This is a genomic window from Methylobacterium ajmalii (assembly GCF_036448855.1).
Lineage (GTDB): Bacteria > Pseudomonadota > Alphaproteobacteria > Rhizobiales > Beijerinckiaceae > Methylobacterium > Methylobacterium ajmalii.
The window spans coordinates 15,521-27,700 of the sequence record NZ_JAZFXT010000041.1 but is presented as its reverse complement, the minus strand read 5'-3'; the positions used below and the strand labels follow the sequence as shown (position 1 = coordinate 27,700).

Here is a 12,180-nt window from a genome sequence, read left to right as displayed (position 1 = left end):
TGGCGCGGGGTGGAGCAGCCCGGTAGCTCGTCAGGCTCATAACCTGAAGGTCACAGGTTCAAATCCTGTCCCCGCAACCAAACCACACGAAAAACCCCGCTGGCGGAAGCCGGCGGGGTTTTTCGTCGTTCGGATCATGCGATTTGCCGGCACCGACCCGGCCTGGCTTGCCGTCACGCCGTTGAGGGGTTTCGAACGAGGGTAATGGACGCGCTCCGTCGATGGTGACCGACCGACAGAAATCATCGTTGAGGCCGCGCCGCTCCCGCAGGGATTGGAGCGCTGCATCACTGGCGATGAGGGCGTTGGCGGGGGAGGGGCCTTTCCGGTCGTCGTCGAACGACGCGTCATCGTGCTCCAGATATGTGCGCAAGGCCGTGCGGCAGCCGGGCGGGACGCTATCGAATTCCGCAATCGACGTGGACCCGAGTGTGCGGTCGCGGCGAATCTCCGCTGCAGCGGGGCTTTCGTCCCCCCGCAGATCGAATGATCTCGCCTGCGCTAATCCCCGCTCGCGGGATATCGATAGAAGTCTTTTGCATCGCCACCGTCCGCCGACCGGGCCTGCGAGGCGAGATGCAAGACGACGGCACCAATCCCGGAGGCTGCTCGCCCGATGGGGCGCCTCGATCTGACCGGACCGGCACAAAATCGCGCCGGTCGTCGGCGCGGTCAGCCACGAGCGGTGCGACCCCGGCGGCGCCTGCCGGCAAGCTGCGCCTGCATTGCGCCCCGAAGGTGACATTCGGCCGCCGGAGGCTCGTCCAAGGCCGCCTGGACGCAGCATCGTCGATGACGGGGCCTGACCGTGCCGAAGGGGACGGCTGCCAAGTGACGCCGCCCGTGCCTTGGCCGCCGCGAGGGCGCCCGGTGCAGGCGAGGGTCTCATGCCCGCATCGCCCATCCCAATCGAGCGCCCGGACGCGACAGAAAACTATACTATATAATACTTCGGTTGGCCTATTTCGTTGTAGGTGATTAATGCGGCGACCTCCAAGCCGGACCCCGGCACGCTCGATTGGCCAGTCGCGATCCCGCAAGCTGCCCTCGGCCCGCGAGCTCTCGCGCCGGATCGCACGACATTCCGCTTGCATCCGGGCCGAGGATCCGGCTAGAGAGCGAGCGCGCCGCGGCGCTGCAGGAGTGTAGCTCAATTGGTCAGAGCACCGGTCTCCAAAACCGGGGGTTGGGGGTTCGAGTCCCTCCACTCCTGCCAGGAACCGCGAGCCGACCGGAGTTACCGTCACCCGCCGGCAATTCCGTAACAATCCGTTCGGGGCAGTCGACAAGCGCAGGCAACTGCGCTAGACGCTGCCCCCATCCCAGATCGAACAGGCGGCTTCGCGGGCCGGGGGTGATCCTTCAGCCCGCCGCCGCCGTTGGTTTCGAGCGCATCGGTTGTCCGAGCCATGGCATCGAACGAAGCGACGAAGAAGATGGACCTCGGGCGCAACGCCTCCCGCAGCACCCCGCCGGCGCCGCCCGCGCGTCCGGCGCCGAAGCGCGTCGGCCCGTTCGAGTTCCTGCAGCAGGTCCGCGACGAGGGCCGGAAGGTCACCTGGCCGACCCGCAAGGAGACCCTGGTGACCACCCTGATGGTGTTCGTCATGGTGGTGGTGGCGAGCGTGTTCTTCACCGTCGTCGACCAGGTGCTGCGTTACGCCGTGACGCTGGTGCTGGGCATCGGGGCCTGATCGAAAAACGACCCGGCTGATGCCGGCCCGCGACGGGGCCGCCGCCGGACTGGAGTGAACGCCGTGTCGAAGCGCTGGTACATCGTCCACGCCTATTCGAACTTCGAGAACAAGGTCGCGCAGTCGATCAAGGACCAGGCGGCGCAGCGCGGCCTGACCGAGAAGTTCGACGAGGTCATGGTTCCGACCGAGAAGGTCGTGGAGGTGCGCCGCGGCCGCAAGGTCGATGCCGAGCGCAAGTTCTTCCCCGGCTACGTGCTGGTGAAGTGCGACCTCACCGACGAGGTCTATCACCTCATCAAGAACACCCCGAAGGTCACGGGCTTCCTCGGCGCCGACAAGTCGAAGCCCGTGCCGATCCCGGATGCCGAGGCCGAGCGCATCAAGGGCCAGGTCCAGGAAGGCACCGACCGCCCCAAGGCCTCGATCTCCTACGAGGTCGGCGAGCAGGTCCGCGTCGCGGACGGCCCGTTCGCCTCTTTCAACGGCGTCGTCGAGGAAGTCGACGAGAGCCGCTCCCGCCTCAAGGTGGCGGTCTCCATCTTCGGCCGGGCGACCCCGGTCGAGCTCGAATACGGTCAGGTCGAGAAGCTCTGATCGTACCCGGCGGAGCGGTTCGGGAACCGCACGGGGCGCGGCAGCGCGCCTCGTCTTTTCCGTTCCCGTCCCATCCGCCCCTCACCCGCGGAAGGCCCGCCCGGAAACGCCTCCGGGAGCCCGGGCCGCACCGCGACCTGCAACCGCCCTCATTGTTTAGGGCTATTCTGGGAGCAGTCCCATGGCGAAGAAGATCACGGGCTACGTGAAGCTTCAGGTCCCGGCCGGCGCCGCCAATCCGTCGCCGCCGATCGGTCCCGCGCTCGGTCAGCGCGGCCTCAACATCATGGAATTCTGCAAGGCCTTCAACGCGAAGACCGCGCAGATCGAGAAGGGCACCCCGATCCCGGTGATCATCACCGCGTATCAGGACCGCTCCTTCACCTTCGAGATGAAGCAGCCCCCGGTCTCCTTCTTCCTGAAGAAGGCCGCCGGCCTGAAGATCGGCAAGAAGCCGGCCTCCGGCTCGAAGACCCCCGGCAAGGGCGCGCCCGCCGGCAAGGTCTCCGAGGCGCAGATCCGCGAGATCGCCGAGAAGAAGATGCCCGACCTGAACTGCGATTCGGTCGATTCCGCCGTTGCCATGATCCGCGGCTCCGCCCGCGCGATGGGCCTCGAGATCACCGCGTAAGGGGAGGGCGACATGGCACAGACAGGCAAGCGCATCCGCTCCGCCCGCGAGGGCATCGCGGTCACCAAGCTCTATCCGCTCGACGAGGCGGTGAAGCTGATCAAGGAGCGGGCGAAGGCCAAGTTCGACGAGACCTTCGAGGTCTCGATGAACCTCGGCGTCGATCCCCGCCACGCCGACCAGATGGTCCGCGGCGTCTGCAACCTGCCGAACGGCTCCGGCCGGACCGTGCGCGTGGCGGTGTTCGCCCGCGGCCCGAAGGCCGACGAGGCGCGGGCCGCCGGTGCGGACATCGTCGGCGCCGAGGACCTGCTCGAGACGATCCAGGGCGGCACGATCGACTTCGATCGCTGCATCGCCACCCCGGACATGATGCCGCTGGTCGGCCGCCTCGGTAAGGTGCTGGGCCCGCGCGGCCTGATGCCGAACCCGAAGGTCGGCACCGTCACCATGGACGTCAAGGGCGCCGTCGCCGGCGCCAAGGGCGGCTCGGTCGAGTTCCGTGTCGAGAAGGCGGGCATCGTCCACGCCGGTATCGGCAAGGTCTCGTTCGACGAGCAGAAGATCGTCGAGAACATCCGCGCCTTCGCGGATGCGGTCGCCAAGGCCCGGCCCGCCGGCGCCAAGGGTACCTACATCCAGCGCATCGCCGTCTCCTCGACGATGGGTCCGGGTGTGAAGGTCGATCCCTCGAGCGTTCTGGTCGCCTCCGGCGCCTGACGCCGACGCGACTGTCGCGATACCATCGCAAGCGCCCGGTCCGGCAACGGACCGGGCGCTTCGCGTTTCCGCGGTCGAGGGCTTGGGCGCGGGCCGCGTGACGCTGCGGCATTGCGACTCGCGGCTGGGCGGTGCGGCGCGGCGAAAAGCTGACGTGGCGGGGCAGCCTTCCGGCGGGGCTGTGCTAGATACGCTTCCATGCGCAGCACCGTCCCGGTCACCTCCTCGCGACGCATCCTCTGCGTCTTCCCCGCCTACACGCCCTCGTTCGGCACCTTCTCGCACGCCTATCCGCTGATGGGCGGCGTCAAGGCTTTCATGCCGCCGCAAGGGCTGCTCGTGATCGCCGCCTACATGCCGGAGGCATGGGAGGTGCGGTTCGTCGACGAGAACATCGCTCGGGCCAGCCCCGAGGATTTCGCCTGGGCCGACGCTGTGTTCGTGTCGGGCATGCATATCCAGGAAGGCCAGATCCACGAGATCGGCCGCCGGGCGCATGCCGCCGGCAAGGTCGCCGTCCTGGGCGGTCCCTCCGTCTCCGGCGCGCCGGAAAAGTACCCGGACTTCGACTATCTCCACATCGGCGAGATCGGCGACGCCACCGACGCGCTGATCCGCCGCCTCGACGCGACCGTTGCGGTCCCGGCCGAGCCCGAGCGGTTCGAGACGGCCGATCGCCTGGCGCTCGCCGATTTCCCGGCGCCGGCCTACGAGCGCGTGCCGCTGAAGCGCTACCTGATCGGCTCGCTGCAATTCTCGTCGGGCTGCCCGTATCGCTGCGAGTTCTGCGACATCCCGCAGCTCTACGGCCGCCAACCGCGGCTCAAGACCCCCGAGCAGCTCTGCGCCGAGCTCGACGCGATCGTGGCGCAGCCGGCCCACCCGGCGGTGGTGTACTTCGTCGACGACAACTTCATCGGCAACCGCAAGGCGACGCGGGACATGCTGCCCCACCTGGTGGAGTGGCAGAAGCGGAACAACTACCCGCTCCAGTTCGCCTGCGAGGCGACGCTCAACATGGCCAAGCAGCCCGAGATCCTCGAGCTGATGCGCCAGGCCAACTTCATGACCGTGTTCGTCGGCATCGAGACGCCGGAGGCGGACGCGCTCAAGGGCATCGACAAGACCCACAACGCCGCCGTGCCGATGTACGAGGCGATCGAGACCCTGAACTCGTACGGGCTCGAGGTGACGTCGGGCATCATCCTCGGCCTCGACACCGATTCGGACAAGTCCGAGCAGAACCTGATCGACTTCATCGACAAGTCGGCGATTCCCGTCCTGACCATCAACCTGCTCCAGGCCCTGCCCAAGACCCCGCTCTGGGACCGGCTCGAGCGGGAGGGGCGGCTCGTCCACGACGCGAGCCTCGAATCGAACGTGCTGTTCAAGCGTCCGCACGACGAGGTCGTGGGCTCTTGGCGCCGGGCCATCGCCCATGCCTATTCACCCGAGCACCTGTTCGAGCGCTTCAAGCGCCAGTGCGACGTCACCTATCCGAACCGGATCACCACGCCGACCGCCGGCAAGCTGACCTTCACCAACCTGCGCCGCGGGTTGATTCTCGGCTTCAACATCGTCACCCGGGTCGGGCTTTTCTCCGATTACCGCCGGGCGTTCTGGCAGGCCGCCGGCTACGCCCTCAAGCGAGGCCAGATCGAGGCGGTATTCAACATGGGCTTCGTCGCCCACCACCTGATCCGCTTCACCCGCGAGGCCCTGCGCGGCGAGCACAACGCCTCGTTCTACGCAGCCCAGGACAAGGCGAAGGCGGAAGCCGCGGCCGGGGCCCAGCAGGCGGCCTGATCGGCGCGCGCCCGTCATCAAGGGCACATTCCGGGGCTCGGCGCGGCCGAGGCCCCGGGATGTGGCGCTGGGGGGAGCGGCGATCCGCCTACCGCTGCTTTGCCGCGCGGAACAGCTGCCACTCCCCGACCACCCGCCCGTCGGGCAGATGGCAGTAGCCGGCCTCCCCGGCGGCTTCCCGGCGGATCTCGACGCGCCCGCCGAGCGAGGCGCAATACGCCGAGGCCGGGTTCGCCATGGCCCAGGCCCGACCGGTCGCGACGGTGGTGGCGAGCAGCGCGGCTGCGATCATGACCCGTTGCACGGCATCTCTCCCGTTCTCATGCCGGACGGCAGGATAGGCGAGAGGCGATGAACCGGCGGTGACGCCATGGCGCCCCGCCGGTCCGGCCGTCAGTGGCCGCCGCCGAGATAGGCCGCCCGCACCTGCGGATCGTCGCGCAGCTGCGCCGCCGGGCCCTGGAAGCGGATGCGGCCGTTCTCCAGCACGTAGGCGTGGTCGGCCACGCCCAGCGCCGCCATGGCGAACTGCTCGACGAGCAGCATCGTCACCTGCTCCTCCTTGAGCCGGCGGATGATGCGAAACACCTCCTCCACCAGCTTCGGAGCGAGGCCCATCGAGGGCTCGTCGAGGAGCAGGATCTCGGGGCGCAGCATCAGGGCCCGGCCCATGGCGAGCATCTGCTGCTCGCCGCCCGACAGGGTGCCGGCGAGCTGGGTGCGGCGCTCGCGCAGGCGCGGGAACAGGGTGTAGGCCCGCTCCCGGTCGGCGTTGACGTCGCCCTTCGGCCGCGAGCCGGTGAGGCGCGGAAAGGCGCCGAGCGTCAGGTTGTCCTCGACCGAGAGGGTCGGGAAGACCCGCCGCCCCTCGGGCGAGTGGGCGAGCCCGGTGCGGGCGACGTCGTGGCTCTCCAGGCCGCCGATCTCGCGCCCGTTGAGCTTGATCGAGCCGGCGCGCGGCTTGATCATGCCCGACAGCGCCCGCATCGTCGTGGTCTTGCCCGCCCCGTTGGAGCCGATCAGGGTGACGACCTGCCCCTTGGGGACCGTGAAGGTGAGGCCGTGCAGGACCTCGATCTGGCCGTAGCCGGCCGACAGGCCGCTGACATCGAGCATCTCTCTACTCCGCGGCGTCGGCAACCGGGCTGCCGAGATAGGCTTCGATGACCTTGGGGTCGGATTGGACCTCGCGGGCACCGCCCTCGGAGATCTTGTGGCCGAAGTCGAGCACGCTGACGCGGTCGCACAGGCCCATCACCACGTCCATGTGGTGCTCGATCAGGATCACCGTGATGCCGGCGTCGCGGATCTTGCGGATGATGACCGTCAATTCGGCGATGTCGGGCGCGGTGAGGCCGGCGGCCGGCTCGTCGAGGAGGAGGAGCACCGGATCGAGCGCCAGGGCGCGTCCGATCTCGAGAAGCCGCTGCTTGCCGTAGGGCAGGTTGCGGGCCTCGACCTGGGCGAGCGGGCCGAGGCCCACGAAGTCGAGGATCGCCATGGCGCGGGCCCGCGCCTCGCGCTCCTCGCGTCGGCGCCGCGGCGTGCCGAGGATCGCGTCGAACAGCGTGCCCTGGAAGCTGTGGTGCAGGCCGACCAGCACGTTCTCCAGCGCCGTCATCTCGCGGAAGAGCTGGACGTTCTGGAAGGTGCGGGCGACGCCCGAGAGCGCGATCTCGGAGGGCGTGCGCCCGTCGAGCCGCTTGGCGGCGTCGGTGCCGGCGGCGAGCGTCACGCTGCCGGCGGTCGGCTTGTAGATGCCGGTGAGCACGTTCATCATCGTGCTCTTGCCCGAGCCGTTCGGGCCGATCAGTCCGTGGATCGTGCCCGGCCGCACCGCGAGGTCGACCTCGTTGAGGGCCTTGAGGCCGCCGAACTGCATCAGCGCCCGCTCGACGGTGAGCAGCGGATCGGCGCCGGAGCGGCCGCCCTGGCGGATCAGCGCCTCCCCGGAGGCCGCGAGCGCCTGGGTCGCCCCCGTATGGGCCGGGCGCAGGAATGGCAGCTTTTCGCGCAGGAAGCCGACGATGCCGTCCGGCAGGTAGTAGACCACGAACAGGATCATCAGGCCGAAGACGGTGAGGCGGAAATCCGTCACCGACTCCATGGCGAGCGTCGCCGGGAAGAAGGCGAGGCAGAGCGCGCCCGGGATGAGCAGGCTCATCCGGTTGTCCTTGCCCCTCAGGAAGGCGAGGCCGACCACGACGACCGCCAGCGCGGCGATGATGCCCGCCATGATCCGCACGAGGGCGATGTCGGCCAGGATGTTGGGCATCATCACGATGATGGCCGCGCCGATCAGCGGTCCGGAGCGGGACTTGCGCCCGCCCATGGTGACGGCCAGCAGGAACAGCACCGTCAGCTCGAAGCCGTAGGAGTTGGGCGCGACGTAGCGCTCCGACCACGCGAAGAGCGCGCCGGCCAGCCCCGCGAGCGCGGCCGAGATCACGAAGGCGTAGACCTTGTAGCGGTAGACGCTGACGCCCATGCAGTCGCAGGCGATCGGCGAGTCGCGCAGGGCCTCGAAGGCGCGGCCGAAGGGCGAACGCACCACCCGGTTGACCACCAGGATCGTGAGCAAGAGGCAGGCGCAGACGAGGTAGTAGAATTCGAGCTTGCGGCCGGCCGCCCCCCAGGGCGCCTGCATGCCGATGAGCGAGAAGTCGAGGACCCGGGCCGGCGGCAGGGTGATGCCGAGCGGGCCGTTGGTCAGGTCCGTCATCTCGTTGATGAAGATCTGGATGATGGTGCCGAAGGCCAGCGTCACCATGGCGAGGTAGGGACCGCTCACCCGGAGCGCCGGGATCGCCAGCAGCAGGCCGAAGGCCGCCGTGACGCCGATGCCGGCCAGCAGCCCGAACCACAGGCCGAGCTTGAGCTTGAGGAACAAGACGGCGGCCGCGTAGGCGCCGACGCCGAACAGGCCGGCATGGCCCAACGAGACCTGGCCGGTATAGCCGACCACGATGTCGAGCCCGAGGATCAGGATCGCGTAGATGGCGATCACCACCAGCAGGTGGATGTAGTACTGGCTCGTGACGACGTGCGGGAAGGCCGCCAGGAACACGACGAGGCACACGGCCCCGAGGAGGCCGACGTAGCGGCCGAGCCCGGCTTGAGGGACCGGCGGGGCGGTTTGCCGGGCCAGCGCCGGCGCGGAGGCGGACTGCGCCATGATGGTGAGGAACCCTGGACGAGACGGGAGCGACGAGGCCGCTCCCGCGTTCCGGGAGCGGCGCGGGCGGAGGAGGGGTCAGACCTTCTTGATCACGGCCTTGCCGAACAGGCCGACCGGGCGCACCGCCAGCACGGCGAGCAGCAGGATCAGGCCGGGCACGTCCTTGTAGCCGGTCGAGATGTAGAAGCCGGTGAGCGTCTCGGCGATGCCGAGGATCAGCCCGCCGACGATGACGCCGAGGCCGGATTCGAGGCCGCCGATGATCGCCACCGCGAAGGCCTTGAGCGCCAGCACCGAGCCCATCGTGGCGCCGGTGAGCGTCACGGGGGCGACCAGCACGCCCGCGAAGGCGGCGGTCATGGCGCTGATCGAGTAGGACAGGGTGATGACCTTCTGGGTGTTGATGCCCATCAGGCCGGCGGCGTCGATGTCGTTCGAGGTCGCCACCACCGCCTTGCCCCAGATCGAGCGGCGGTTGAACAATTCGACCGCGAGCATCATCAGGAGCGCGCCGGCGACGATCATCAGCTCCATCGGCAGCACCCGGACGCCACCGAAGGTCAGCGCCTCTTCCGGCAGCGGCGAGGGGAACTTCAGGTCGTCGCGGCCCCAGATGTTCTCGGCGACGTTCTTGAAGATGATGCCGAGCGCAATGGTGGCCATGATCCACCCGTACTCGGACTTGATCTTGACCGCCGGGCGCACGCCGAGGCGCTCGACGACGGCGCCGAGGGCGAAGCCGAAGACCAGCACCAGCGGCAGCATCAGCCAGTAGCCGGTGAACGGCACCAGCGTCAGGCCGAACAGGGCGCCGAGCATCAGGGCCTCGCCCTGGCCGAAATTCAGGGTCTTCGAGGTGGCGAAGGTGAGCTGGTAGCCGAAGGCGATCGCGGCGTAGATCATGCCGACGGCGACGCCGCTCGCCACGAGCTGAAGGAAGATCTGCATGGGAAATGGGCTCGTCTTCGTCGGGCGGGCCCCGCGCGTCGCGCTGCGGGGGCGGGCCCCGCGCCTCGCGCGCGGGACCCGGATGCGGCCTCAGTTCGAGGCCTTCTCCTTGACGCGGACGACGCCCGCGTTCTTGGCGTCCTCGTCCTTGGCGTAGACGATCTTGCCGTCCTGGACCTTCCCGAACACCACCATGTTGCGGCTGATGGCGTTGTGGTCCTTGGCGGTGAACGGCTTGTCGTAGGTCGTCACCACGCCCTCGACCTTGGTGTTCAGATCCTCGAGCGCGGCGCGGACCTTCGCGCCGTCGGTCGAGCCCGCCTGCTTGATCGCGGCGGCGAGCAGGTAGACCGAATCGTAGCCTTGCGCGCCCGCCACCGGAGTCGGGATCTTGTTGACCTTGAAGGCGGCATAGTAGCCGTCGAGGAAGGACTTGCGCTTGGGCAGCGTCTTATCCTCGATGAAGGTCTGGGGCATGATCACGCCGTTGCCGTTCGTGCCGGCGATATCGATGAAGCTCTGCATCGAGGCCGGCCACGAGGTGATCATCGGCACCTTCCAGCCGAGCTTGGCCATGCCGTTGGCGATCTGGGCCAGCTCCGGGCCGATGCCGTAGGCCAGGATCACGTCGGCGCCCGCCTGCTGCGACTTCAGCAGCTGGGGCGTCATGTCGACGTCCTTGATGTTGAACTTCTCGACCGCGACCGGCTTGATGCCCTTGGCCTTGAAGTACTTCTCGAGATCCTCGCGGCCGAGCTGGCCGTAATTGGTCGAGTCGGCGAGGATCGCGATCTTCTTGAAGCCCTGCGCGATCGCCTCGTCGGCCATCATGCCGGCCTGCAGCACGTCGTAGGCCGAGGTGCGGAAGACGTAGTTGTTGTCGTAGTCCGGCGGGTTGAACTGGTTGGTAATGATCGTGCCGGTGGCGACGTTGTTGATCACCGGGATCTCGGCTTCCTGGTAGAAGCGCTGGGCGGCCAGGGCCACGCCGGTGTTGATGAAGCCGAGGGTGGCGACCACCTTCTCCTTGTTGATCAGCTCCTGGGCGACCTGGGCGCCGACCTCGTTCTTGGCCTCGTCGTCGCGCTCGACGAGCTGGATCTGGCGCCCGAGCACGCCGCCGTTCTTGTTGATCTCCTCGGCGGCCAGACGCACGCCGTCGCGCATCGACACGCCCATCGAGGACGAGCCGCCGGTATAGGGGCCGGTCACGCCGATCTTGATCGGGTCGGCCGCCAGGGCCGGGGCCGCGAAGGCGGTCGCGCAGGCGAGCGCCGCCGCGAGCGCGGTCAGGGATGAGCGCATCTGGGGTTCCTCCGGGGGACCGTTTCTTGCCGTCCCGGCCTGTCGCGGCCGGAGATCGGGGTGCCGGATAGAACCGAAAGTGGCAGCGCTTGTCGAGCGCGTCTTTCGATCTAGAAATGGATGCGTGGGCGGGGCCCGACGATCAAGGACTGACCGGGCCCGCCGCCCCGCCGAGATGGGCGCTCCTGGACTTGTCGAGACCCGGCGCGGACCGTCTCAATCCTTCGCCGGCTCGTCCTTGCCCGGGACCTGCGTGATGCCGCCGATCACCCGCACCGGGCGGTTGCCCTCGGGCGGGGTCTTCCAGCCGCCCTCCGCCGGCTTGGCCTCGGGCGCCTTGGCTCCCGAGGCCTCGGCCGCCTTCGCGGGGGCGGGCTCCTTGGCGGCCTGCGTGGGCTTGGGCGCCAGGGGCGGCACCAGGGCGGCGGGGGCCTCGATCCGCTCGGGCGGCTTCCCGCGCGCCGCTGTCCGGCGGGGCGCCTCCGGCTTGGTTCCCTCGGTCTTGGGAGCGTCGGACTTCACCCCCTCGGGCGGGGTCTCGCGGCGCGGCGCAACGCCGGTGCGGGCAGCCGAGCTGTCGGGATTGAGGCCGAGCGGGTTGGGCCCGGCATTGGTCGAGGCGCGGGGCGCCGGCGCGACGCGGGCCGCCGGGGCGGCCGGTTCGAATTGCGGTGCGCCCTGCGGCAGCGGGCGGGCGGCGACGCGGCGCTCCTCGGGGCGCTCGCCGGGGGGCAGCGGCTCGGCGCGGGGCAGCGGCACGGGGGCGTAGCGGCCCTCCTCGCGCCAGCCGTCGCCGCCGCGCGGGGCGCGATCGCGGAAGGCCTCGTCGCGCGGCCAGGGCGGGCGGCTGTCGGCCTCGGTCCAGCCGTAGCCGGGGCGGCGGCCGCCGGGCACGGTGCCGGGGGGAATCAGCGGCGCCTCCAGGCGCTCGCGGTCGAGGATGCGGCCGGTGCGGGCATCGACGACGAGTTGCACCCGGTTGCCCCACGGGCTGTCGGCCTCGACCCGGTAGGTCTCGCCGTCGAAGCGCGGATGGGTCATGCCGGTGAAGCCGGCCCGGCCGAGGCGGAAGATCACCGCGCGCGGCGGCAGGATCGCGTCGTCCTCGTCCTCGATGGCGACGGGGTAGCCCGGGCGATAGCCCTGGGCCTGAGCGGGCAGGATCGTGCCCGTCGTCAGCGTGGCGGCGAGCGCAGCAAGAAGTGCCGCGCCCGTCACGGACCGCGAACCCGTCTTGGACGGCAGTGCAGTCATCGTCCCGCATTCCCTTGTTTCCGGGGTCGTGCCGGGCGGGTGAGGCC

General features: G+C 69.3%; 11 protein-coding genes and 2 tRNA genes. 7 read left to right on the top strand and 6 right to left on the bottom strand.

Annotation, left to right across the window (positions count from 1 at the left end):
• Positions 1–3 precede the first annotated feature (3 nt).
• The 7 genes from V3T34_RS17435 to V3T34_RS17405 all read left to right on the top strand — a co-directional run bounded on the left by V3T34_RS17435 (position 4) and on the right by V3T34_RS17405 (position 5,448).
• A tRNA-Met gene (locus V3T34_RS17435) sits at positions 4–80 on the top strand.
• Positions 81–1,139: 1,059 nt separating this feature from the next.
• Positions 1,140–1,216 (top strand) — tRNA-Trp (locus V3T34_RS17430).
• Positions 1,217–1,409: 193 nt separating this feature from the next.
• On the top strand, positions 1,410–1,694 hold the full coding sequence (gene secE, locus V3T34_RS17425; RefSeq protein ID WP_060848447.1) for a preprotein translocase subunit SecE: 285 nt from the start codon (positions 1,410–1,412) through the stop codon (positions 1,692–1,694).
• Positions 1,695–1,757: 63 nt separating this feature from the next.
• On the top strand, positions 1,758–2,291 hold the full coding sequence (gene nusG / locus V3T34_RS17420) for a transcription termination/antitermination protein NusG (RefSeq protein WP_048435103.1): 534 nt from the start codon (positions 1,758–1,760) through the stop codon (positions 2,289–2,291).
• 181 nt (positions 2,292–2,472) lie between these two features.
• The gene (gene rplK, locus V3T34_RS17415; protein WP_048430287.1) at positions 2,473–2,922 is read left to right on the top strand and encodes a 50S ribosomal protein L11; all 450 of its coding nucleotides are present in this window, start codon (positions 2,473–2,475) and stop codon (positions 2,920–2,922) included.
• A gap of 12 nt (positions 2,923–2,934) precedes the next feature.
• On the top strand, positions 2,935–3,642 hold the full coding sequence (gene rplA, locus V3T34_RS17410; RefSeq protein WP_060848448.1) for a 50S ribosomal protein L1: 708 nt from the start codon (positions 2,935–2,937) through the stop codon (positions 3,640–3,642).
• 198 nt (positions 3,643–3,840) lie between these two features.
• On the top strand, positions 3,841–5,448 hold the full coding sequence (locus tag V3T34_RS17405; protein ID WP_305079484.1) for a B12-binding domain-containing radical SAM protein: 1,608 nt from the start codon (positions 3,841–3,843) through the stop codon (positions 5,446–5,448).
• Between the two features lie 88 nt (positions 5,449–5,536).
• Here V3T34_RS17405 and V3T34_RS17400 read toward each other — a convergent pair whose 3' ends face one another.
• The 6 genes from V3T34_RS17400 to V3T34_RS17375 form a co-directional block, all read right to left on the bottom strand.
• Positions 5,537–5,752: a DUF333 domain-containing protein gene (locus tag V3T34_RS17400; RefSeq protein WP_305079483.1), complete on the bottom strand. Its 216-nt coding sequence runs from the start codon at positions 5,750–5,752 to the stop codon at positions 5,537–5,539.
• Positions 5,753–5,841: 89 nt separating this feature from the next.
• The gene (locus tag V3T34_RS17395) at positions 5,842–6,564 is read right to left on the bottom strand and encodes an ABC transporter ATP-binding protein (RefSeq protein WP_060848451.1); all 723 of its coding nucleotides are present in this window, start codon (positions 6,562–6,564) and stop codon (positions 5,842–5,844) included.
• 4 nt (positions 6,565–6,568) lie between these two features.
• Complete coding sequence (locus V3T34_RS17390; protein ID WP_091887092.1) at positions 6,569–8,623, bottom strand: branched-chain amino acid ABC transporter ATP-binding protein/permease; 2,055 nt, start codon at positions 8,621–8,623, stop codon at positions 6,569–6,571.
• 78 nt (positions 8,624–8,701) lie between these two features.
• A complete protein-coding gene (locus V3T34_RS17385) occupies positions 8,702–9,574 on the bottom strand; it encodes a branched-chain amino acid ABC transporter permease (protein ID WP_060848453.1) in 873 nt (290 codons plus the stop codon).
• A gap of 90 nt (positions 9,575–9,664) precedes the next feature.
• A complete protein-coding gene (locus tag V3T34_RS17380; RefSeq protein WP_060848454.1) occupies positions 9,665–10,879 on the bottom strand; it encodes an ABC transporter substrate-binding protein in 1,215 nt (404 codons plus the stop codon).
• A gap of 216 nt (positions 10,880–11,095) precedes the next feature.
• Positions 11,096–12,133, bottom strand: coding sequence for a hypothetical protein (locus V3T34_RS17375; RefSeq protein ID WP_305079482.1), 1,038 nt, complete (start codon positions 12,131–12,133; stop codon positions 11,096–11,098).
• Positions 12,134–12,180: the final 47 nt, after the last annotated feature.

Bases quoted from the DNA above. Each gene is read 5' to 3' on its own strand.
- V3T34_RS17380 (WP_060848454.1), bottom strand. From the start codon at position 10,879: ATGCGCTCATCCCTGACCGCGCTCGCGGCGGCGCTCGCCTGCGCGACC.
- V3T34_RS17405 (WP_305079484.1), top strand. From the start codon at position 3,841: ATGCGCAGCACCGTCCCGGTCACCTCCTCGCGACGCATCCTCTGCGTC.
- rplA (WP_060848448.1), top strand. From the start codon at position 2,935: ATGGCACAGACAGGCAAGCGCATCCGCTCCGCCCGCGAGGGCATCGCG.
- rplK (WP_048430287.1), top strand. From the start codon at position 2,473: ATGGCGAAGAAGATCACGGGCTACGTGAAGCTTCAGGTCCCGGCCGGC.
- secE (WP_060848447.1), top strand. From the start codon at position 1,410: ATGGCATCGAACGAAGCGACGAAGAAGATGGACCTCGGGCGCAACGCC.
- V3T34_RS17375 (WP_305079482.1), bottom strand. From the start codon at position 12,133: ATGACTGCACTGCCGTCCAAGACGGGTTCGCGGTCCGTGACGGGCGCG.
- V3T34_RS17385 (WP_060848453.1), bottom strand. From the start codon at position 9,574: ATGCAGATCTTCCTTCAGCTCGTGGCGAGCGGCGTCGCCGTCGGCATG.
- V3T34_RS17390 (WP_091887092.1), bottom strand. From the start codon at position 8,623: ATGGCGCAGTCCGCCTCCGCGCCGGCGCTGGCCCGGCAAACCGCCCCG.
- V3T34_RS17395 (WP_060848451.1), bottom strand. From the start codon at position 6,564: ATGCTCGATGTCAGCGGCCTGTCGGCCGGCTACGGCCAGATCGAGGTC.